This is a genomic window from Ruegeria sp. ANG-R (genome assembly GCF_000813985.1).
Classification (GTDB): Bacteria; Pseudomonadota; Alphaproteobacteria; order Rhodobacterales; family Rhodobacteraceae; genus Ruegeria.
Genome location: NZ_JWLJ01000011.1, coordinates 337975 through 358832, shown reverse-complemented (window position 1 = coordinate 358832; position 20858 = coordinate 337975). Strand labels below are relative to the sequence as shown.

The window sequence follows — 20858 nt, the reverse complement described above, 5'->3', positions numbered from 1 at the left end:
CCAAGTCTAAGCAGAAAGAAGGATTAATTGTAGTAATGCCACAGGCACCGTATCTCCTCAAGCAAAGCCCGCGCTGAACAGGAGATTCCCCATGCTGCGCTCTGCCACCCATGACCCCTCGATGGTCACCGTAGAATTCGCCAACGGCACCCAATCCCGCTTTCACGCCATCTGGTTGCGCGACAACGCGCTGGACCCCGAAACCCGCGCACCGGGTAACGGCCAGCGCCTGATCACCATCGGCGACATTCCCGCCGACGTTTCGATCAGCACAGCGGAGGTTGAGGGCGGCGATCTGCGCGTCACCTTCCTGCCCGAAGACAAAACCGTGACATTCCCGGCCAGTTGGTTGGCCGAACACGTCTATGATTGCGCTCAGGACCGCCAGATCGGCCGCATAGCCCCGGGCATCACAACTTGGGAGCGCGGTATCGGCGCGCCGAGCGGCGATTGGAACGCGGTGCACACCAACCCGGCGGCCAAGCGCGACTGGCTGTCCGCAGTGGCCGAATACGGCTTTGCGAAGCTGACAGGTGGTCCGACCGAACCTGAATCGCTGCTGAAAGTGGCCGATCTGTTCGGATACGTGCGCGAAACCAACTATGGCCCTTACTTCGAGGTCCGGACCGAAGTGAACCCGACCAACCTCGCCTATACCGGATTGGGTCTGCAGGCGCATACTGACAATCCCTACCGCGATCCGGTGCCGACGCTACAGATTCTCTATTGCCTGGAGAACTCGGCCGAGGGTGGCGATTCCATCGTGGTCGACGGCTTCCGCGCCGCCGAGCGTCTACGGGATCAGAACCCCGCGGGATTTGCCTTGCTGGCGGGTTATCCGGCGCGGTTCGAATACAAAGGCTCGGACGGCGTCTGCCTGCAATCGCGCCGCCCAATGATCGAACTGTCACCTGATGGCGAATTGATCGGCATCCGCTTCAACAACCGATCCTCCGCCCCGTTCGTTGACGTGCCCTTTGAGCAAATGGAGGCCTACTACGCCGCTTATCGTCAGTTGGGTGAGATCATCGACGACCCCGCGATGGGCGTGTCCTTCAAGCTGGAACCGGGGGAAAGCTTCATCGTCGACAACACTCGCGTGCTACACGCACGATTGGGCTATTCCGGTGCAGGCTCACGCTGGTTGCAGGGCTGCTACGCAGACAAGGACGGGCTTCTTTCGACACTGGCCGCCATGCAGATGGCACAGCCGGAGGCGGCAGAATGAAACCTGATTTTTCCACTCTGAGCCGGGACAACATCGTGGCTTTCATCGGCGATATCTTCGAGCGCAGAGGCGGCGAGGAATATCTGGGTGAGCCCGTCACCATGGCCGAGCATATGCTGCAGGGCGCCACCATTGCTGAACAGAACGGACAGGCCGAAGAAATCATCGTCGGCGCGCTGCTACATGATATCGGCCATTTCACATCCGAATTCGGCACCTATCACCCCGACGATACCGAGGACCGCCATCACGAAGACGCAGGCGCCGAAGTGCTGGAGCAGTTCTTCCCTTCGGTCATTACCGATTGCTGCCGATACCATGTGGCAGCAAAGCGGTATCTCTGCGCCACCAAACCCGAGTACTTCAACCGTTTGTCCGCCGCATCGGTCCATACGCTCGAACTGCAGGGCGGTCCGATGAACGCAAGGGAAGTTGCCGAATTCGAGGCCAACCCAAACCTGAAAGAGATCATTCAGGTGCGCTATCTGGACGAGGCCGGCAAACGCGCTGACATGAAGACCCCGGATTTCGCCCATTTCGCTCCGATGGTGCAGCGGATGGTAGACAGGCATCTGGGGGCATCATGAACGCCCCGGAATACATCTTTGAAGCCAGCTCGAAACCGTCGCTGCCCTGGCACGAGGTGCCGCTGATCCGGGCCACGGACACCTCGGTCAAAGGCTATGGCTGTCTGGTCGATGACCCTGACGGCTTCGAAATCGAGATTGCCCGCTGGCCACAACAGGGTTGGCGGCCCATCGACGAAGGGACCGGCGACGAGGGCGGCTGGGTCGAAGGCACCTTCAAATGCGACTGGCAGGGTGATGTGCTCTATGGCGAGAACGAGGCCGTCAAAGGCCATTACGTTCTGGGCTGGTCCGCCGATCCACAACAGGCGCAGACCGACCGTCAAACCGCACCGCGCGATCAGGTTCTGCTGTGGCATATGAACTATCACCCCGACGGGGGGCAAATGTTCTGGCCGCTGGACAAATTGCCATTCATCGTTCCCGCCGCCCTGCCCGGCGACAACCTGACGCCAGAAAAAGTGGTGGCGTTCTGGTGTGATGGCTCGCGTGGCCTCTATATCCATCCTGGCATCTGGCACGAGGGGATTTTCCCGGTCGAAGACAACCAGCGTTTCCTTGACCGTCAGGGGGCTGTTCATGCCCGGGTCAGCGCTGATATCGGGAAAGAGTTCGGTGTCTATCTCGCCTGCCCGTTGCGGGCGGACAAGGTCAGGGAATTGTAGCCAGTACCCCTTGATGCGCAGAACGCTTGCGAATGATCCACAGCTGAACCGCCAGCAGATAAGGCACGAAGAACGCGAAGTTCTGCACAAGATCGAAAGGGCCCGAGAAATCAGGCTCTGACCCCACTCCACCGGTCAGCAGGTACCAAAGCGTGTAATGCACACGGTATAGCCATGACCCAAGTGCCAGCCAGAACAACCGCAAACCCCAGGCCCAGTGCCCTTCGCGGTTCCCAATCCGCGCCATCCGAGCCAGCATCAAGGCCGAGGCGAACAGGCACAGCCCATACAGGAAAAACGCGGCAGACATAACCGGCCCGCCGATCGTTCCGCGCAGCGGGATGTAGGTCATTCCAGACAAACCGGTAATCAACGCTAGTGCGATCAGCACCGCACCCAATGCCCGGTGAAACCGGTTAAACCTCTGGCGAAGGGCACGGATCAGTTGCAGTGGCACCAACGCTACCAACAGCGTTCCACCGAAGATATGCAGCATCATGGCTGCGTTGCCGACGCGCGCTTCATCCGTGAACAGATAGCTTTGCAGGGCGGCGTCCTCGGACAATCCGATGCGGATCATACTGAAGCCATGCGACACGAATGGCAGCAGTGTCAGGTAGAACACCGCAATCAAGGCATTGATTGCCACTCCGGATTTCGCAAACCGCATATGCCAGAGCTTAGCGTCGATTGACGATGCGTCTATGGCTTACAGCCCCAACACATCCACCATGTCATACTGGCCGGGGGCCTTGCCCTGCCCCCACAGCGCCGCTTTCAACGCGCCGCGGGCGAATATGGCGCGGTCCGTGGCGAGATGGCGCAAGACGATGCGTTCTCCCGGCGCGGCGAACAGGACGTCATGTTCGCCCACGATGTCCCCGCCGCGAATGGCGTGGAAGCCGATATCGCCGCGTTTGCGCGCGCCAGTGATGCCGTCGCGACCCCGATCGGCCACATCCGCCAGTTTGACGCCGCGCCCTTCGGCGGCAGCCTCACCCAGCATCAAAGCGGTGCCCGATGGCGCATCGACCTTGTGATGGTGGTGGCCTTCGATGATCTCGATGTCGAAATCTTCGTCCAGTGCCGCGGCGACCTTTTTGGTAAGCTGCACCAGCAAGTTGACCCCAAGGCTCATGTTGCCTGCCCGCACAATCACAGCATGGCGCGACGCAGGTTCCAGCGCCGCGACCTGTTCGTCGCTCATGCCGGTGGTGCCAATCACGTGGACACATCGCGCCTGCGCGGCCAAAGCGGCAAACTCCAGCGTCGCTTCGGGCGCAGTGAAGTCGATCACCGCCTGCGCCTGCGCAAACGCCTCGAGCGGGTCGTCGGTCACATGGACGCCCAGCGCCTGACCCCCCATCGCTTCGCCGATGTCCTGACCGATCCAATCATGACCTTTGCGCTCAACTACGCCAACCAGACGTGCCTGATCGCTGTCGGTGACGGTCTTGATCAGCATCTGCCCCATACGGCCCGAAGCCCCTGTAATGACGATCCCCGGAATATGGGTCATTGCGCTGGTCCTTTTCTAAAGTCGGCTCAAAGCCTCCTACCCCGTTCGCACCCGCTTGGCAAAGCCCTGCTTTGCGCTTAGATCGGGGTTTATGGCAAAGAACAAATTCCACGATGGCCCCGGCCCGTCCCAACGACAGCTGCGTGTCGGCGAACTGATCCGCCGTACCTTGTCCGAGGTTCTGGCGCGCGGAGATGTCCACGACCCCGACCTGAACCGCATGTCGATCACCGTGGGCGAGGTGCGCACCTCGCCCGATTTGAAGATCGCCACTGCCTATGTGCTGCCATTGGGCGGCAAGGGGCAAGAGGATGTGATCGAACTGCTCGCCCGCAACAAAGGCGAATTGCGGCGCATGGTCGGCAAGAAGGTCGGACTGAAATTCTCTCCCGATCTGCGGTTCCGGTTGGATGACACGTTCGACCGTCTCGACGACACCCGTCGCATGTTCGAACAGGACGCGGTGCGCCGCGATCTGGACGAGTGATCCGCCTATCTGTCACATTAGGCGCAGTTGTTTGGGCCGCACAGGCTGGGGCAGTGACTTGTGAAAAGCTGACCCACGAGGACAAGCGCTACACCATTTGCGAGGTAGACGCGGCATCCGAAGATTTGCGCCTGTTCCTGAACGATGAGAATGGCGACCTGTTGGGCCATTTCTCGTCAGTGAACGAAGCTTTGGCACTTGACGGTAAGCGTCTGGCCTTTGCGATGAACGCGGGCATGTATCATGATGATCGCTCTCCCGTGGGTCATTTTGTTGAGGATGGCAAAGAACAGATGCGTGTGATCCCGAATGCGGGTCCGGGAAACTTCGGTCTGTTGCCCAACGGTGTGTTCTGCATTCGCGACGGACGCGCCGATGTATTTGAGACATTGGATTACATCGATCGAGCACCGGAGTGCCGGTTCGCCACCCAGTCCGGCCCGATGCTTGTCATCGACGGAGAGTTGCACCCCCGATTCCTGCCGGATTCGACCTCGCTCTATGTGCGCAACGGGGTCGGAACCAACGCGGATGGAACGCGGGCGTTTTTTGCCATATCGGACGATTACGTCACCTTCCACGAGTTCGGCAGCCTGTTCCGCGACGTGTTGAACACCCCGAATGCGCTGTTCTTCGATGGCAATATCTCACGCATGTATGATCGCGCGAGCAACCGATCCGATGCCGGATTCTCGCTGGGGCCTATCGTGGGCGTCGTCGAAGATACGCCCGGAAATTGACAGCGTCGAAGCGATCCGCTAGGCCGCGCGCCTCAGCAAGATTCAAGGTGCAAGATGGGACGCAAACGCAAGGGTCGAGACATTTCCGGTTGGCTGGTGGTGGATAAGCCTGCAGGCATGACCTCGACCGCGGTCGTCAACAAGGTGCGTTGGGCGATGGACGCCAAGAAAGCGGGCCATGCCGGTACTCTGGACCCCGAAGCAACCGGCGTTCTGGCGGTGGCATTGGGCGAAGCGACCAAGACTGTTCCCTACATCACCGATGCGCTGAAAGCCTACTCATTCACTGTGCGATTAGGACAGGCGACCAATACCGACGATGCCGAAGGCGAAGTTATCTCGGAAAGTTCTGCGCGCCCTTCGGACGAGGACATCAAACAGGCGCTCGCCCCGTTTCTGGGGGATATCATGCAGGTGCCTCCCAAATTCTCGGCCGTGAAGATCGATGGGCAACGCGCCTATAAGCTGGCCCGCGATGGCGAAGATGTGGAGTTGTCGGCCCGCCCCCTCTGGGTTGAAGAGCTGATCCTTGTTGACCGCCCTGATGAAGACCACGTGGTGCTGGAGATGACCTGCGGCAAGGGCGGCTATGTCCGCTCGATCGCCCGCGATCTGGGCGACGCGCTGGGCTGCCACGGGCATGTCAGGGAACTGCGCCGCATCTGGTCCGGTCCGTTCGAGGCCGAAGACGGCCTGACCATCGAGCAGATCGACGAAATGGCCAAGACCACCGCGCTGGACGATTACCTTCACCCGCTGGAAACCGGCCTGTCGGACCTGCCCGAGCTAAAATGCACCCCCGAAGGCGCCGCCCGCCTGCGCAATGGAAATCCGGGCATGGTTCTGGCCTCGGACGTAGAATACGGCGACGAGGCCTGGGCTTCGCTGGACGGCAAGGCCGTGGCCGTCGGCATTTACAAATCCGGCGAATTGCATCCCAGCCGGGTGTTCGTTGTTTGAATGCCGTGTTAGGCCACCGTCATGATCACCCGTTCCCACACCAAGGGCGACGCGCCCTCGACCGCCGTTTATTCCGATTGCGAGAAATATCGCTATAGCCTGACCCGTATCTGGGACCCGTCCGGGCAAAAGGCGCTGTTCGTGATGCTGAATCCCTCGACCGCGACGGAGGTTCAGAATGACCCGACCGTAGAACGCTGTGAGCGGCGCGCGCGCACGTTGGGGTTTGGTGCGTTTCAGGTCACCAACATCTTTGCGTGGCGCGATACCGACCCGCGCAAGATGCGTGCCGCGGCTGATCCTGTCGGGCCTGAAAACGATACCGCGATTCTGGAGGGCGCCGGCTGGGCCGATCGGGTCATCGCCGCCTGGGGAACGCATGGAACACATCTGAATCGCGGCCCCTGCGTCGAGGCTCTGCTGCGCGGCACCGGGCAACCGCTGTTTCATCTGGGGCTGACCAAGGACGGCCATCCCAAACACCCGCTCTACATCGCTTATGCGCAGCAACCGGAACCCTGGTGACAAAGGGTTAACCACGCCCTCAACTTCGCTTTGACCAAGCCGTTGACAGCATGAGATGTTTTACACTCGGGGCAGATGCGCTTGCGGAGGGGTCTCATGTTTCTGATCGGATTATTCGGGATGGCCGCCATGGGCGGTGCGGCCTATGCGATAAGCGACGTTCTACTCCCGGAAGACGAGAGTGAAAACGAAGACGATCGGATTGAGGAGACCGTTGAAGACGAAGTGCCGGAAGGCGACTTCCTTGACGTGGACGAGAATATCGAGGAACCCGTTTCGCCCGACGAAACCGGCTCTGACCCGGGCGAAGTCATATCCGAGTATGAGGGTCACCTCGTCATCGCGGGCGATGAGGGTTCGGATGATCTGACCGGACAGGACGGCAACGATCAGATCAACGGATATGCAGGCAACGACATTATCGATGGCGGCGGCGGCAATGATGTCCTGTACGGCGGTATCGGAGAGGATACGTTGATCGGCAACATGGGCAATGACGTCCTCCATGGTGAGTATGGCGACGACATCCTGAACGGCATGTCGGGACATGACGACCTTTACGGCCATTTCGGTGCGGATGAACTGGACGGCGGCGGTGGCGATGACCGGCTGTTTGGCGGTCAGGGCGATGACTCTCTGAACGGGGGAGACGGGGATGATGCGCTGCAAGGTGGGGACGGCGACGATCACCTCGCAGGCGGCGCGGGCGAGGATGCCGTGTTCGGCGGGGACGGCAATGACATCCTGACCGGCGATGATGGTCCGGGTGAGGCGTCATCGGACTTCCTGAACGGCGGCGCCGGGGATGACGTCATCCTGGCTGAGGGCGGCGATGTGGTGACCGGCGGAGACGGCGAAGATGAAATCGTCGTGCAGTCGGAATCCGAACAGGAGGCCACGACGATCATGGATTTCCAGCTTGGGCACGACAAGCTGCTGATCACATGGGACAGCCCTGAAGATCCGGAATTGATCATCGAGCCAGACAGTGAAAACAGCAGCCTGACGCACGTCAGGGTCAACGGCGAAGAGGTCGCGCAACTCTATGGTGCAGAAGGTCTTACGGCCGAGGATATTCAGTTCGTGACCGAAGCCCAACTGGCACAATACGCCTTCAACGGCTGAGCCAGCAGAATCCCTTTGCCATTTACCACAAATGCGCTTATACGCGCCCATCCGCATCGGAATCGGTGCGGTTTTCTCCATGGGCCTGTGCTGGACGACATCCCGGCCTGCGCCATCAACTCTAACCTTTCAAAGGAGACCCCGATGTCGATCACTGCCGCTGAAAAAGCACGCGTCATGAAAGAATTCGGCACCAAGGACGGCGACACCGGTTCGCCGGAAGTCCAGGTTGCCATCCTGACCTCGCGCATCACCACCCTGACCGAACACTTCAAGACCCACAAGAAAGACAACCACGGTCGTCGCGGTCTGCTGAAGATGGTTGCCCAGCGCCGTAAGCTGCTGGACTACCTGAAGGGCAAAGAAGAAGCACGTTATCAGGACCTGATCAAAAAGCTGGGCATCCGCCGCTAAACGCGTTTTGTTCGTGTTGTACAAGCGCTGAAAGCCGGTTTGTACAAATTGTACAAATTGTACATCTTGTACGCCCGCCATTCGGCGGGCGTATTTGCTTGTCCCCCCGATCAATAGTTTTGGCCTAGAGTTTTTTATCGTCGAAGGCTTCTGGGTAGAAACCTAGTTGCCGTTCAGCGTTGTTCTACGACGACCTCGAAGTATTGCGGTCACCCCTAAAGCAGTGAGCAACATCGGCAAACCCGCTGGAACCGGAACAGGTGAAACTTCTGCAAAACTTAAGCTCAACGACCCATTGTTGTTTTCAAACGAGAATGGAGAATCCGACGAAAAGTTCGCAAACGAAAAGAAACTTGAATCTATCGAATCTGCTCTGAAAAGCTCGAAGCTGTCCGTTTCCGATGGCAGGAAGCCGTCAATGAAACTAATCTCGATATCGAAAATGTCGGTCGCAAACAGGCGGCCACCCACCAGAATTGAATCGAATAGAGATGGGGCAGTGCCCCCTATCTCGAACAGCATTGATCCACTGCGCAGTTCCAGATCACCGGTAAATTCGAGTATCCCCGGCGAGAAACCCGCTGAAATAGACCCACCGGACAAAACCGTTTGTACTGCATCGATCGTACCGGTGCCGGTAATACTGCCGCCTGTACCAACGACAACTTCCGGAGCTCGGACCACACCGGTATTCATTCGAATTTCGCCAGTCTGATTGTTGGTGCCAGAGAAAGCTGAACCAAGCTGAATACCGACATTCGAGTCGAAAGTTGCATCTGAGACGAACAAAGTAGCAGAACCAGATTCCGCAGTCGCACTATCAGAACCTATCTGCACGCGACCAGATGTACCGTGGACTTCAAAAAGGCCTCCAGAGCCAACCAAAACAACGCCCTGACTTCCGGCACTACGTCCGACTTCAAGATTAACCTCACCTGTTGAGTGCAATGTGGCAGTGGAACCGGTTTGAACAGACATTATTGCACGAGAGCCTGCACCTTCCCCAAAAACTGCGTCTATTCCGTCAGCGTTTACCGTAAAATTTGAGGTTGATACCATTGAAATATCACCAAATCCACCATCTGTTCCAAGCCCAATATAGGTACTTCCGTTGGGTGTGGTCATAGTGAGATCTGAATTCACCATGCTTATATCAGCGGTACCGTTGCTTTGATCCCCTATAACCATGAAGCTTTCCCGCGTCGTGGTGAGGTTTGTCATGTCGATCGTTGAATCGGTCATGTCGATGACACCATTCCCGGCGATTGCGGTATTTCCGTGAACGCCGACCAACAGACCAACCCGGCTGTGCCCGGAGGCATTAATCGTCCCATTGTTCATTCGGAGCGTGCCATCAGCTTGATCTTCACCAAACTGCAGGAAGACATTCTCGTTGTCGTCACCCGAAATTGGACCATCATCCGTCATGTTGATCGTGGCCCCATCAAGAACTTCCAAAGTCCCGGCGTTGCCTACAAAAGTGCCAACCTCAAGCTTGGAACCAGAGTTCGTACCGTTCAGGTTCACCGTGGTCCCCAGACCGGTTATGGTGACGGTACCAACCCCGCCATCACCCACGTCTATCTTGGGGCGTGCTGCAAACTCCTCAGATGATGTTCCGCTTTCCAGCGTGACAACATCTCCGCCATCAATGGTTACAGAACCATTTCCGCTGCGACCTGCATCTATTTGACCACCGTCCAATCCGTTCGCTGGATAGACAACACCATCGCCGATGGTTACCGTCGCGGCTTGCGTTTGGGATGCGATGAGAATTGCGGCGCATGAAGCGCCTGTAAGCAGTTTAACCATAACTTTCCCCCAGAAAAGCACTCAGAAAAAACACTCAGAATGAGAGTAGGGTACCATTTTTTAGTTAATTTGCAAACAATCCGACAATTTGGTCAGACTTAAATCCAGTTAACTAGGGGTTAAGTCTGCATAAAATGCCCAGAGTGGTCTCAAGCGAATTCTTGATTTGTGTGACCAGTGACACCCAATGAAGGCGTCGTTGCTCTGAGCAAAGAAATCGCCAGTTCTTCAGCCATATCTTGCGAAGTTGGCCCGATGTTCGACACACCGTAAACGTCTTCTCTGCAAGAATACTCTACCTCGACGCAAAGCTTCGAATTGTTATCGTTATTGCACGAAGACAAAATTCTTCACCTCATGTGAACCACTTCACTGATCCGTCTCCAGACTTGCGTCATCCTGAGATTGTTAGTGAGTAGGCGCCTCTTTTTGTTTCGGGCGTCAGGTTTTTCATAGTCCTCCCTTTTTACTGGGCGCGCCTGTGGTGGGTGCGTCCATTTTCTTTGGTGACAGATCAACCCACGACGAACAGGGCATTCATCTGGCACAACGCTATGTTCGGATGTTTTTCGACACATCCATCGAGGTCCCTACCCACAGAACCTGAGTTGTGACGCAGCGTCGCGAAACAAGGGGGGCTGGTTCAGCAAGTTGACGCAAGCGTAAGCAATGCTTTCATTTTTTTACCACGCGATAAAAAAATGATGCAAAACACCGTTTTCTTCCCCCTGACGCAGGATCAACTCTTCCTTACATGCGCCATGTCGCTGCGGGTTTCCGCTCACGGAAGATGGTCTTTGAGCCCTTCCCTCAGGTGGCTCGGATCTGACCCGCAGCGGCAGAGATTTGACGACCCAACTTATGCTGGAGTTGAATAATGCCATTGAAAACTGTTCTGAACCGGGTGTTTGCAGCCAAGATGTTTCACGATTCCGACACGGCCCATACATCGGCGATGCCATCCGAACTGGATGTCATGAGAAAGTCGATTTCAAAAGCGGGAACCGCGGCCGTCCTCCGAGGAATTCTAAAGGACGAACAGATGGGTTATCCCACCCAGCGCGCGGGTGAGGACGCGCCTCGACAGGACGCGCAGGCTGCCCGCCGACGGAGGTGTTGATACGGATTGGCGGGGGAGTACCGACACCCGCGAGGATACAAAAAACGCCCGCCTTTCCGGCGGGCGTTTCGTGTTTTCAGACTGTGACGCTTAGATCTTCGAGCGTTCCGATTTCAGCGCCAGCCAGAGGCAATAGCACATAATCAGAACCACCAGTGTAAACGGGATACCCGTCGAGACGGCAGCGCCCTGCAACGCGGCGAGGCCTCCTCCGAGCAGCAGCGCAATGGCAACCAGACCTTCAAGCGTGCACCAGAACACGCGCTGCACCACCGGCGCATCCATCTTGCCCCCCGCGGTGATCGTGTCGATCACCAGTGAGCCCGAGTCGGACGAGGTGACAAAGAACACCACGATCAGGACCAGCGCAATGGGCGCGATGATGCCATAAAGCGGAAGCTCTTTCAGGAAGCCGAACAGCGCGCCCTCAGGGGCATAGCTGTCAATCACCGTGGCCCGGACACCTTCGGCGCCACCTGTGTTCAGCATGTCGATGGCAGCACCGCCAAAGGTCGACATCCACAAGGCGCAGACCGCCGTCGGGGCCAACAGCGCACAGATCATGAATTCCCGCACCGTGCGACCCTTGGAAATGCGGGCGATAAACATGCCAACAAACGGCGACCATGCAATCCACCAGGCCCAATAGAAGGTCGTCCAACCATGGAAGTAACTTGTGTCTTCCCGACCGAACGGATTGGAGAGCGCCGGCAAATGGAGCACGTAGTCCACCATGACGTTGAAGTATCTGGCGATCGCAGTGCCGACGCCGGTGACTACAATCACAAAGATGAACAGGCCCACGGCCATGATCATGTTGATCTCACTCAGCCGTTTCACACCGGCATCCATGCCCAGCAGGACCGAGCCCATCGCGATCAGCGTAATGCCGATGATCAACAGAACCGTCACCGTCGGGCTGGGTTCGATACCAAAGACCTCATACAGGCCCGATGCAACCTGCTGCGCGCCCAGTCCAAGGGAAGTTGTCAGACCAAACAGCGTGGCAAACACGGCCAGCGTGTCGATGATGTGACCCCACCAACCCCAGACACGTTCGCCCAGGATCGGATAGAAGGCCGAGCGCAAGGTCAGAGGCAGGCCCAGATTGTAGCTGAATATCGCAAGCGCCAGACCAACAGCCGCGTAGACCGCCCAACCTTCCAGGCCCCAATGGTGGATCGTTCCCATGACACCGGCATATTCGTTCCCCGGCACCGCGATATCGATACCCAGCGGTACCGCGTTTCCGCCCTCGGCAAAGTTGTAATAGACCGGCTCCATCACGCCGAAAAACAGCAGGCCAATACCGATGCCTGCGGCGAACATCATCGCGATCCAGCCGGCATAGGAATAGTCGGGCTGCGCGTCCTTGCCGCCGATCCGCACCTTGCCCACCGGCAGGATGATCAGAACCAGACAGAACAGGGTGATTGCATCGACCGACAGCACCAGAAACCAGTCAAACGTGCTGGTCAGCCAGGGCCGGAGCCAGCCGAAAAACGTAGCCGCGGCCTCCTGATTTGCCAACGCGATCAGGACGAACGCGAAAATCAGGATACTTGAGATCAAAAAGACCGGGTTGTGGATGTCCAGACCGAACGGGCGGACGTTGTCCTGCCCAAGCTCGTATTCGGTCTCAAAATCATAAATCCGGGGGTCCGGATCCAGCATTTTCTTGGTTTCAGCCATGCGTCTGCCCTTCTGTTCGCAACATGCAAACGCCAAGGTATTCGACCGGCGGACGGAGGTGATATTTATATTCCCTTGGCGCGTTTCCGTCGTTTCGACCGCAGGTATGGTGGTTTCAGCCTATACGGATACTAAATTTTCACCAAATATATTCTATTTATGGAATGACATAGTGAAAAAACGCCCGTACGTTGTCGGGCGTTTTCGCACGAGCGGGCGGGCGCTATTGCGACATCCCACCTTCGCTGCTGACCTGTTCTTGAACGTGGGTCTCATTACCCACACTCGCGCCACGTGGCGGGAATTCGGCAAAACTGGCCAGATGCGCCTGCACCAGTCGGGCGGCTGGCCCGAAGGCCCACATCTTGTTGCCCATCCAACGCGTGTACATGCCAGATTCCTCGGCGGCCTTTTCATACGGATCGCGGCGCAGGTTGAACAGCAATGGCGCGTTCAGTTCCTCTTTGGGGCCAGCCCAGCCTTTTTCCTGAATGGTGAAATGCGCCTTCCAGTCGTTATAGCGGATCGCCTGCAGATCGGTGCCCTCGTAATAGACGATTTCCTTACGGTTACTGGGCGTCTCACCGGTCAGGTAAGACAGCTGGTTATACCCGTCCAGATGCACCTGATAGCCTTCATACCCGTTCAGCAGTTCGGCGGGCAGGTCTTGCGAGCCCCCGGCGGCAGCGACCAGCGTGGGCATCCAGTCCATTCCGTCGAAGATACCGTTCAGCACCTGACCTTCGGCGATTTGACCGGGCCAGCGGATGATGGCAGGAACGCGGAAACCGCCTTCCCACGTGGTGCCTTTTTCGCCGTGAAAAGGCGTGGTGCCGCCATCGGGCCACGTCATGGTTTCCGGACCATTATCCGAAGTGAAGATGACGATGGTGTTGTCGGCGATACCGAGCTCTTCCAGATGCGCGGTCACCTTGCCGACATTGTCGTCAAGCTCTTTCATGACCACATCCTGCAGGCCGCGCCCGTCGCCCAGCATCGCCTCATATTCCGGGCTGAGATGGGTCCAGACATGCGCCCGGGCCGGGGCCATCCAGACAAAGAAAGGCGTGTCACTGTCGACAGCGCGGTCGATGAAATCGATGGTATGGGCCGTGACCTCATCATCCAGCGTTTTCTGACGTTCGGGCGGCGCGGGGCCATCATCAATGATGCGCTGTTTGCCCACCGGCCCCCAGCGCGGGTCCACGGTTTCGTCAACGGTATCGGTGGCAAACGAATGGATAATGTTGCGTGGTCCGAACTGAGCGGCAAATTCCGGATCATCGGGCCAATCCGGGTCATTGGCGTATTCCATCGCATTGAGGTGATAGAGCCAGCCCCAATATTCATCAAAGCCTTTGGCTGTCGGCAGGTACTTGTTCAGATCGCCCAGGTGGTTTTTGCCGAATTGTCCGGTGGTATAGCCCATGGATTTGAGGATGTTTGCCAGCGTCGGGTCTTCGTCGCTCAGCCCGACCGGATCACCCGGAAGGCCCACCGTGTGCATCCCCGTACGCACCGGGAACTGACCGGTGATAAAGGCAGAACGCCCAGCAGTGCAGCTGGGTTGCGCATAATAGTCGGTCAACCGAGCACCTTCCGCGGCAAGCTGATCCAGATTCGGGGTCTGGATGCTTTTGACACCTTGATGATAGCTGCCAAGGCTGGCCCAGCCCACATCATCAGCCATGATCACCAGAATATTGGGCTTGTCGGTTTGCGCGACGGCGGCGGTGGCGACTGCCCAGAGAGCCGCAGCCATACTGGTTGATAAAGATTTGATTCGAAACATTGATTCCGACTCCTGCGTCCAATCGAGAGGGCCAATAGGCCGTTATGCCCCATGTCCTAGCGGCAGGGTCATTTGCATCGCAAACGTGGGTTTACATTCTTGCAGAATCTGAAACGTAATCACTGAGATCTGAAATCAGGAGAGAGCCGTGCTGAATGACAACGCCCTGTCGGCTGTTTTGCATCTTGCGGAAACCGGCAATTTTCAGGAGGCCGCCAAGCGGATGGGCGTCTCGAACGCCTCTCTGTCGCGCTATGTCGCGATGGCCGAAGCACAAGTGGGGTTCGCCCTGTTTCACCGAAAACGCGGCAATAACGGGCTGACGCGCGAGGGGCAGAAGTTTCTGCCGGTGGCGCAAAGACTGCGGGCAGACCTGAGGCGTTGCGCCGATGAGGTCGCCCATATCCGGTCGGAAACCGGGCAGACGGTGAGGATCGGCTGTGGCCCCCTGACGCCGCGCACGCTGCTGCGACCTGCGGTTCAGGCGGCGCTGCAGCAGTCCCCTGCCTTGCGGATCAGGGTCTATGTCAGCGCGCGTCAAGCGCCGATTGAGATGCTCGAAAGCGGTGAGATTGATATCTATCTGGGCGATCTGACCCATACGCCCGAAACCGAGAATATCGAGCTGATGATGTTCGAAAAACGCGCGGTAGTGTTTGCAGCACATGTCTCGCATCCATTGCATGAAGCCTCTCCGGTCACTCTGAACAAGCTGTTTTCGCACCCGTTCGGATCGCCGCATCTGCACAAGCATTGGCGCGCGGCGATCACTCAGGCATTAGGCGGCACCGAAGAGGCGGCAGAAAAGGTCAGGTCGCTGCCGCAGGTAGAGAGTGATGACTATGCTTTTTTGTTATCACTGCTATCGGGACCCGAGTTTGTCGTGGGCGGTATGCCCGAGACATTTGCCGAACGGGTTGCCGATGGGTCGGTCAAGCTGATCGAAACCACCCCACAGATTACCTGGAACATCTGTGCCGCGCGCAAGGCGGGACCGGGCCAGCCCGCCATCGGAATTCTGTGGAATCAGCTCAAGGCACTGACTGGCCAGAGACACGGGTGATATGTTATTCACCCATATGGTTGACTGAAGCAGGAAAAGGATATAATTCATCCAAATGGTTGAACGAGAGAGTCGCTATGACCTGAGCGCAATATTGAAGGCCGCGTCCGACCCGACACGCCGGGCGATCCTGACAATGCTGGCGCAGCAGGGTCCCTTACGGGTGACGGATATCGCGCGGCGCTTCGAGATGAGCCTCAACTCGGTATCCAAGCACATCAAGGTGCTGGAAAATGCCGGGCTGGTGCAGCGTCGGACAGAATGGCGCGAACATCTGATCGAGGTGCAGATGGACCCCTTGTCAGCCGTAGATGAATGGTTCGCCGGGCTGCGTTCAATCTGGGCGCTTCGGCTGGACGCCTTGGAAACTGCTTTGGAGGACCCAGAAGATGACGGAACTGTCCCTTGAAATAACGCGCGCCATCCCGCACCCGCCGGAAAAGGTATTCGACGCATGGCTGAACCCGGAAATGCTGGCTAAATTCATGCTGCCCGGCCCCAATATGTCGGTGCCCGAAGTGCATTCTGACGCCAAGGTCGGTGGCCGGTTCAAGATCATCATGCGCGCACCCGAGGCCGGAGACCTCCCGCATGAGGGCGAATATAAGGTCATAGACCGGCCCAACCGGCTGCAATTCACTTGGAATTCCCCCTACAGTCAGGACGATTCCACCGTGACGCTGGATTTCACACCAACTGACAAGGGCACCGAACTGCGATTGCACCACATCCGCTTCCCTTCAGAAGAAAGCCGCAACAACCATGAAGGTGGCTGGACCCGGATACTTGAATCGCTGGAGGGTGCGCTGTGATCAACTGGCTTGCCCTTGGCGCGGGAGTCATCGCCGCCTTTCTGTTGGGGTGGTTGATCTACGGCCCCGTTGGTTTCCAGAAACGCTGGGCCGAAGGAACGCGGATCGATCCCACCCCGCCCGCGTCTCCACCTCTGCCGCAGATGGCGGCCCAGATCGTGTTTTTGATCCTGCTGGCCTCAGTGATCGCCGTAACTGAGACGACCAACAGCCTTGGGGTTGCGGTACTGGCAATACTGGCAGTCGCAGCACAGACGGCCTCGGTCGGGGCATGGGCGCAGAAAAGCGGCTTCGCCATCGCGGTCGATACCGGCTATGCCTTGGGTTGCGGCGTGGTGATGATCCTGGCGCACGCGATCCTTTGAAATATCGACCCCTGCCCGGTTTGGGCGGGGGCTAGGCAATCCCCTGCCCCTCAAAAACTCCCGACTTTCCAAAGCTTGCAAACTGATGTATGGGCCACACATCTGAGACGTTGTGCCCTGACCCCGGCACTCGAATGGAAGATAAAGTGGGGTCGGCGGCAATGGGGCCGCCATGCAAACCGGAGACCCGCAGGGGCGGGAGTGCTCCGTTCTAGGATACGCATATGTTTGATGTAACAAAGAAATCGATTCAGTGGGGCGAAGAGACGCTGACACTGGAAACCGGCAAGGTTGCCCGTCAGGCCGACGGCAGCGTGATTGCCACGCTGGGCGAAACCAGCGTGATGGCAAACGTGACCTTTGCACGGGCGCAAAAACCCGGTCAGGACTTTTTCCCGCTGACCGTCCACTACCAAGAGAAATACTATGCCGCCGGTAAGGTTCCGGGTGGCTTCTTCAAGCGCGAGGCGCGCCCGACCGAGAAAGAGACGCTGACCGCGCGTCTGATCGACCGTCCGATCCGCCCGCTGTTCGTTGACGGCTTTAAAAACGAAGTTCTGGTCATGTGCACCGTGCTGAGCCACGATCTGGTCAACGACCCCGACATCGTCGCGATGATCGCGGCATCCGCTGCTCTGACCATTTCCGGCGCGCCGTTCATGGGCCCGATCGCCGGTGCCCGCGTTGGTTTCGTGGATGGCGAATACGTCCTGAACCCGACCGTCGACGACATGCAGGACCTGCGCCTGAACCCCGAACAGCGTCTGGATCTGGTTGTTGCCGGCACCAAAGACGCCGTGATGATGGTGGAATCGGAAGCATACGAGCTGTCCGAGGCGGAAATGCTGGGCGCGGTGAACTTTGCGCATGAGCAAATCCAGCCGGTCATCAACCTGATCATCTCGCTGGCAGAAGACGCCGCGAAAGAGCCGTTTGAATTCGAAGCGCCCGACTATTCGGACCTGTATGCAGCCGTTAAGGCCGCCGGTGAAGAGCAGATGCGCGCCGCCTTCGCAATCACCGACAAGCAAGAGCGCACCGCCGCTGTTGCCGCTGCCCGCGAAGCGATCAAGGAAGCGCTGACCGAGCACCAGCTGGAAGACGGCAACCTGGGTTCCGCGATGAAAAAGCTGGAAGCAGGCATTCTGCGCGGTGACGTCGTCAAAGGCGGTAAGCGGATCGACGGTCGTTCGACCACCGATATCCGTTCGATCGTGGCCGAGACCTCGATGCTGCCGCGGACCCACGGTTCCGCCCTGTTCACCCGTGGTGAAACACAGGCGCTGGCCGTGACCACGCTGGGCACCGGTGACGATGAGCAGTTCATCGATGCGCTGCATGGCAACTTCAAATCGAACTTCCTGCTGCACTACAACTTCCCCCCCTATTCGGTTGGTGAAGTTGGCCGCGTTGGTGGCCCCGGCCGTCGTGAGATCGGCCACGGCAAGCTGGCATGGCGCGCCCTGCAGGCGGTTCTGCCTGCGGCAACCGACTTCCCCTACACGATCCGTATCGTGTCCGAGATCACCGAATCCAACGGCTCGTCCTCGATGGCGTCTGTCTGCGGCGGTTCGCTGTCGATGATGGATGCGGGCGTTCCGCTGAAAGCACCGGTTGCCGGTGTGGCCATGGGCCTGATCCTGGAAGATGACGGCGAATACGCCATCCTGTCGGACATTCTGGGTGACGAAGACCACCTGGGCGACATGGACTTCAAGGTGGCGGGTACCGAAAACGGCATCACCTCGCTGCAGATGGACATCAAGGTCGCGGGCATCACGCCCGAGATCATGGAGAAAGCCCTGGCGCAAGCCAAGGACGGCCGGATGCACATCCTGGGTGAGATGGGCAAAGCCCTGTCCGAGACCAACGAATTCTCGGTCCACGCCCCGCGCATCGAGACCATGAACATCCCGACCGACAAGATCCGTGAAGTGATCGGCTCGGGCGGTAAAGTCATCCGCGAAATCGTCGAGGTTTCGGGTGCGAAGGTCGACATCAACGACGATGGCGTCATCAAGATCGCCTCGCCCGACGGTGAATCGATCAAGAAGGCATACGAGATGATCCACTCGATCGTGGCTGAGCCAGAAGAAGGTCAGATCTACACCGGTAAAGTGGTCAAGATCGTCGATTTCGGCGCCTTCGTGAACTTCTTTGGCAAGCGCGACGGTCTGGTGCACGTCTCGCAAATCGAGAACCGCCGCCTGAACCATCCGTCGGATGTTTTGAAGGAAGGTCAGGAAGTGAAGGTCAAGCTGCTGGGCTTTGACGATCGCGGCAAGGTTCGCCTGTCGATGAAGGTTGTCGATCAGGAAACCGGCGAAGAGGTCGTGCCTGAGAAGAAAGAAAAGAAAGAGGAAAGCGCAGAGTAATCTGCCTTCCCTGTCTGAATACGAAAGGCCCCGGTTCAAGCCGGGGCCTTTTTTGTCTCGCTGACCCGCATGGGCAGCAAAGAGGCTTGCCGCCGGAGCTATGCGTTGGCGCGGCGCTCGCCTTCCAGTTCCGCCCCGATATGCAGAACAGTGTCGAGGAACAGACCCAGATCCTGCCGCCGCGTGCGATGATTGTTGATCGCCACACGCAGACAGTGCTTCCCGTCCAGCGTGGTATCGGACGGAACCGCGAGGCCGGATTCCTGAACCCGCAGCATGATCTCGGTGTTCAGTTCCTTTAGCCGATCTTCATCAGTAACCCCGTTGGTGTAGCGGAAGCACACGATGTTCAGATCGACCGGCGCGACCAGTTCAAGCTTTGGGTTGGCAGCGATCAACTGCTGTAGGTACCTGGCTTGTTCGATATTCTGATCGATCAGTCGGCCCAGCTTTTCCACACCGTTCTCTTTCAAAGACATCCAAATCTTGAGGGCTTTGAATCCCCGGCTCAGTTCAAAACCGTAATCGGCCAGAAATGTGCCCGCCATCAGCCCGCGTTCTTGCATTTGAAGATAGTGGCCGTGCATCTCGAAGGTACCGAAATGGCGCTGTGCATCACGGATTAGCACGCAGCCGGCCTCAAACGGGGTGTGCAGCCATTTATGCGGGTCCATGGCAATGGAATCCGCCTGGTCTATGCCGTCGACCAGATGTTTGTGGCGGGGCGCAAGGCGCAGGAAGGCGCCGATACATCCATCCACATGGAACCATATCCCTTCGCGGCGGCAGATCTCGGCAATTGAAACGAGATCGTCCAGCGCGCCGGTATTCGTGGTGCCTGCCGTCCCGATGATACACGCGGGTTTGATGCCATTGGCCCGGTCCTTTGCGATCGCGTCCTGCAGGGCAGGGATGCTTATCCGGTTATGGTCGTCGCTTTCGATTTCTGTAAGCGCCGAGGCGCCATGGCCCAGTGTTTCCAGCGCCTTCTGGTGGCAACTGTGAACCTGATCCGACGCGTAAAACCTGATCGGCTGTGGCATCCCAAGAATCCCCTCGGCACGCACATCGACGCCGGCAAGCGCGTTGCGCGCGACGTTGAGCGCCACCATGTTGGCCATCGAGCCACCGCTGGTCAGGGTCCCGCTTGCGTCCTCGGGAAAGCCCATAAGCTCTTTGAACCAGTTGACGACCTGTATGTCGATCATGGCGGCAGCGGTATTGCCGCCCCCCAGGTTCGAACCGTCTATGGCCGCAAGGAAATCACCCAGCGCGCCGGTAAAATTGGACGATCCCATATACCAGCCCCAGAACCGTGGGTGGATATTCCCCATGGAATAGGGAAGCAGGTTTTCCCGAAGGTCGGCGTAGACCGCATCGAGCGGCTGCGGTGCCATTGGGGCAGGTGACTTGAAGAAGCTCCGAACCGTGTCGGGCATCTCCTGCCAGACGGGACGTTCACGCATTTCGGACAGATGCGCGATGGCGTCATCAATCATCTGATGCCCAAGGTTACGCGACGATGTCCAATCATCCGGGTCCAATGTTTCTTCGAAATCGCTCATGTCAAAGCCCCA

Annotated in this window: 21 protein-coding genes; 15 read left to right on the top strand and 6 right to left on the bottom strand. The window is 58.0% G+C overall.

Annotated features, from left to right (window positions below; all coding sequences use genetic code 11):
• Positions 1-91: 91 nt before the first annotated feature.
• From RA27_RS20125 to RA27_RS20115, 3 genes are read left to right on the top strand one after another with little or no spacing between them, the layout of a single operon-like run.
• Positions 92-1228, top strand: a complete 1137-nt coding sequence (locus RA27_RS20125; protein WP_039543134.1) for a gamma-butyrobetaine dioxygenase — start codon at positions 92-94, stop codon at positions 1226-1228.
• Positions 1225-1815, top strand: a complete 591-nt coding sequence (locus RA27_RS20120; RefSeq protein ID WP_039543133.1) for an HD domain-containing protein — start codon at positions 1225-1227, stop codon at positions 1813-1815. The genes RA27_RS20125 and RA27_RS20120 overlap by 4 nt, the downstream gene beginning before the upstream one ends.
• Entirely contained in the window at positions 1812-2480 is a 669-nt protein-coding gene (locus RA27_RS20115) for an ureidoglycolate lyase (protein WP_039543132.1), read from the top strand. Before RA27_RS20120 ends, RA27_RS20115 begins: the two co-directional genes overlap by 4 nt.
• On the opposite strand, the gene RA27_RS20110 is transcribed toward RA27_RS20115, so the two are convergent.
• Together RA27_RS20110 and dapB are read right to left on the bottom strand one after the other, a co-directional pair.
• Positions 2467-3129 (bottom strand): DUF2306 domain-containing protein, encoded by a 663-nt coding sequence (locus RA27_RS20110; RefSeq protein WP_052265404.1) that lies wholly within the window; start codon positions 3127-3129, stop codon positions 2467-2469. The two genes, RA27_RS20115 and RA27_RS20110, sit on opposite strands and share 14 nt — an antisense overlap.
• Before the next feature lie 60 nt (positions 3130-3189).
• Positions 3190-3999 carry a 4-hydroxy-tetrahydrodipicolinate reductase gene (gene dapB, locus RA27_RS20105; protein ID WP_039543129.1) on the bottom strand — a complete coding sequence of 270 codons (810 nt, stop codon included), beginning with the start codon at positions 3997-3999 and terminating at the stop codon, positions 3190-3192.
• Between the two features lie 91 nt (positions 4000-4090).
• Here dapB and rbfA point away from each other — a divergent pair, with 91 nt between their 5' ends.
• The 6 genes from rbfA to rpsO all read left to right on the top strand — a co-directional run bounded on the left by rbfA (position 4091) and on the right by rpsO (position 8250).
• On the top strand, positions 4091-4486 hold the full coding sequence (rbfA, locus tag RA27_RS20100; protein WP_010438628.1) for a 30S ribosome-binding factor RbfA: 396 nt from the start codon (positions 4091-4093) through the stop codon (positions 4484-4486).
• The gene (locus tag RA27_RS20095; RefSeq protein WP_039543127.1) at positions 4483-5226 is read left to right on the top strand and encodes a phosphodiester glycosidase family protein; all 744 of its coding nucleotides are present in this window, start codon (positions 4483-4485) and stop codon (positions 5224-5226) included. Before rbfA ends, RA27_RS20095 begins: the two co-directional genes overlap by 4 nt.
• A 54-nt stretch (positions 5227-5280) precedes the next feature.
• Entirely contained in the window at positions 5281-6186 is a 906-nt protein-coding gene (truB, locus tag RA27_RS20090) for a tRNA pseudouridine(55) synthase TruB (protein WP_039543126.1), read from the top strand.
• Positions 6187-6207: 21 nt separating this feature from the next.
• Positions 6208-6711, top strand: a complete 504-nt coding sequence (locus RA27_RS20085) for a DUF1643 domain-containing protein (RefSeq protein WP_039543124.1) — start codon at positions 6208-6210, stop codon at positions 6709-6711.
• Between the two features lie 96 nt (positions 6712-6807).
• Positions 6808-7836 carry a calcium-binding protein gene (locus tag RA27_RS20080; protein WP_039543123.1) on the top strand — a complete coding sequence of 343 codons (1029 nt, stop codon included), beginning with the start codon at positions 6808-6810 and terminating at the stop codon, positions 7834-7836.
• Positions 7837-7980: 144 nt separating this feature from the next.
• Positions 7981-8250, top strand: coding sequence for a 30S ribosomal protein S15 (rpsO, locus tag RA27_RS20075; RefSeq protein WP_039543122.1), 270 nt, complete (start codon positions 7981-7983; stop codon positions 8248-8250).
• 162 nt (positions 8251-8412) lie between these two features.
• Here the strand turns inward: rpsO and RA27_RS20070 are convergent, their stop codons facing one another.
• Positions 8413-10062: a VPLPA-CTERM sorting domain-containing protein gene (locus RA27_RS20070; RefSeq protein WP_039543121.1), complete on the bottom strand. Its 1650-nt coding sequence runs from the start codon at positions 10060-10062 to the stop codon at positions 8413-8415.
• Positions 10063-10939: 877 nt separating this feature from the next.
• On the opposite strand from RA27_RS20070, the gene RA27_RS20065 reads away from it, so the two are divergent.
• A complete protein-coding gene (locus RA27_RS20065; protein ID WP_039543119.1) occupies positions 10940-11182 on the top strand; it encodes a hypothetical protein in 243 nt (80 codons plus the stop codon).
• A gap of 90 nt (positions 11183-11272) precedes the next feature.
• Here RA27_RS20065 and RA27_RS20060 read toward each other — a convergent pair whose 3' ends face one another.
• Positions 11273-12874: a BCCT family transporter gene (locus RA27_RS20060; protein ID WP_039543118.1), complete on the bottom strand. Its 1602-nt coding sequence runs from the start codon at positions 12872-12874 to the stop codon at positions 11273-11275.
• Positions 12875-13097: 223 nt separating this feature from the next.
• Positions 13098-14666 carry an arylsulfatase gene (locus tag RA27_RS20055; protein ID WP_039543116.1) on the bottom strand — a complete coding sequence of 523 codons (1569 nt, stop codon included), beginning with the start codon at positions 14664-14666 and terminating at the stop codon, positions 13098-13100.
• Positions 14667-14814: 148 nt separating this feature from the next.
• On the opposite strand from RA27_RS20055, the gene RA27_RS20050 reads away from it, so the two are divergent.
• The 5 genes from RA27_RS20050 to pnp all read left to right on the top strand — a co-directional run bounded on the left by RA27_RS20050 (position 14815) and on the right by pnp (position 19281).
• A complete protein-coding gene (locus RA27_RS20050; RefSeq protein ID WP_039543115.1) occupies positions 14815-15729 on the top strand; it encodes a LysR family transcriptional regulator in 915 nt (304 codons plus the stop codon).
• A gap of 55 nt (positions 15730-15784) precedes the next feature.
• Positions 15785-16138, top strand: a complete 354-nt coding sequence (locus RA27_RS20045) for a metalloregulator ArsR/SmtB family transcription factor (protein ID WP_039543113.1) — start codon at positions 15785-15787, stop codon at positions 16136-16138.
• Positions 16119-16541: an SRPBCC domain-containing protein gene (locus tag RA27_RS20040; RefSeq protein ID WP_039543111.1), complete on the top strand. Its 423-nt coding sequence runs from the start codon at positions 16119-16121 to the stop codon at positions 16539-16541. The genes RA27_RS20045 and RA27_RS20040 overlap by 20 nt, the downstream gene beginning before the upstream one ends.
• Positions 16538-16906, top strand: coding sequence for a DUF1761 family protein (locus RA27_RS20035; protein ID WP_039543110.1), 369 nt, complete (start codon positions 16538-16540; stop codon positions 16904-16906). The genes RA27_RS20040 and RA27_RS20035 overlap by 4 nt, the downstream gene beginning before the upstream one ends.
• 224 nt (positions 16907-17130) lie before the next feature.
• Positions 17131-19281, top strand: a complete 2151-nt coding sequence (gene pnp, locus RA27_RS20030) for a polyribonucleotide nucleotidyltransferase (RefSeq protein ID WP_039543108.1) — start codon at positions 17131-17133, stop codon at positions 19279-19281.
• A 98-nt stretch (positions 19282-19379) separates the two neighbouring features.
• Here pnp and RA27_RS20025 read toward each other — a convergent pair whose 3' ends face one another.
• The gene (locus RA27_RS20025) at positions 19380-20846 is read right to left on the bottom strand and encodes an aminotransferase class V-fold PLP-dependent enzyme (protein WP_039543107.1); all 1467 of its coding nucleotides are present in this window, start codon (positions 20844-20846) and stop codon (positions 19380-19382) included.
• Between the last annotated feature and the right edge of the window lie 12 nt (positions 20847-20858).

Bases quoted from the DNA above. Each gene is read 5' to 3' on its own strand.
- RA27_RS20025 (WP_039543107.1), bottom strand. From the start codon at position 20,846: ATGAGCGATTTCGAAGAAACATTGGACCCGGATGATTGGACATCGTCG.
- rbfA (WP_010438628.1), top strand. From the start codon at position 4,091: ATGGCAAAGAACAAATTCCACGATGGCCCCGGCCCGTCCCAACGACAG.
- RA27_RS20115 (WP_039543132.1), top strand. From the start codon at position 1,812: ATGAACGCCCCGGAATACATCTTTGAAGCCAGCTCGAAACCGTCGCTG.
- RA27_RS20065 (WP_039543119.1), top strand. From the start codon at position 10,940: ATGCCATTGAAAACTGTTCTGAACCGGGTGTTTGCAGCCAAGATGTTT.
- RA27_RS20080 (WP_039543123.1), top strand. From the start codon at position 6,808: ATGTTTCTGATCGGATTATTCGGGATGGCCGCCATGGGCGGTGCGGCC.
- RA27_RS20055 (WP_039543116.1), bottom strand. From the start codon at position 14,666: ATGTTTCGAATCAAATCTTTATCAACCAGTATGGCTGCGGCTCTCTGG.
- pnp (WP_039543108.1), top strand. From the start codon at position 17,131: ATGTTTGATGTAACAAAGAAATCGATTCAGTGGGGCGAAGAGACGCTG.
- RA27_RS20085 (WP_039543124.1), top strand. From the start codon at position 6,208: ATGATCACCCGTTCCCACACCAAGGGCGACGCGCCCTCGACCGCCGTT.
- rpsO (WP_039543122.1), top strand. From the start codon at position 7,981: ATGTCGATCACTGCCGCTGAAAAAGCACGCGTCATGAAAGAATTCGGC.
- RA27_RS20045 (WP_039543113.1), top strand. From the start codon at position 15,785: ATGGTTGAACGAGAGAGTCGCTATGACCTGAGCGCAATATTGAAGGCC.
- RA27_RS20070 (WP_039543121.1), bottom strand. From the start codon at position 10,062: ATGGTTAAACTGCTTACAGGCGCTTCATGCGCCGCAATTCTCATCGCA.
- dapB (WP_039543129.1), bottom strand. From the start codon at position 3,999: ATGACCCATATTCCGGGGATCGTCATTACAGGGGCTTCGGGCCGTATG.
- RA27_RS20125 (WP_039543134.1), top strand. From the start codon at position 92: ATGCTGCGCTCTGCCACCCATGACCCCTCGATGGTCACCGTAGAATTC.
- RA27_RS20120 (WP_039543133.1), top strand. From the start codon at position 1,225: ATGAAACCTGATTTTTCCACTCTGAGCCGGGACAACATCGTGGCTTTC.
- RA27_RS20060 (WP_039543118.1), bottom strand. From the start codon at position 12,874: ATGGCTGAAACCAAGAAAATGCTGGATCCGGACCCCCGGATTTATGAT.
- RA27_RS20040 (WP_039543111.1), top strand. From the start codon at position 16,119: ATGACGGAACTGTCCCTTGAAATAACGCGCGCCATCCCGCACCCGCCG.
- truB (WP_039543126.1), top strand. From the start codon at position 5,281: ATGGGACGCAAACGCAAGGGTCGAGACATTTCCGGTTGGCTGGTGGTG.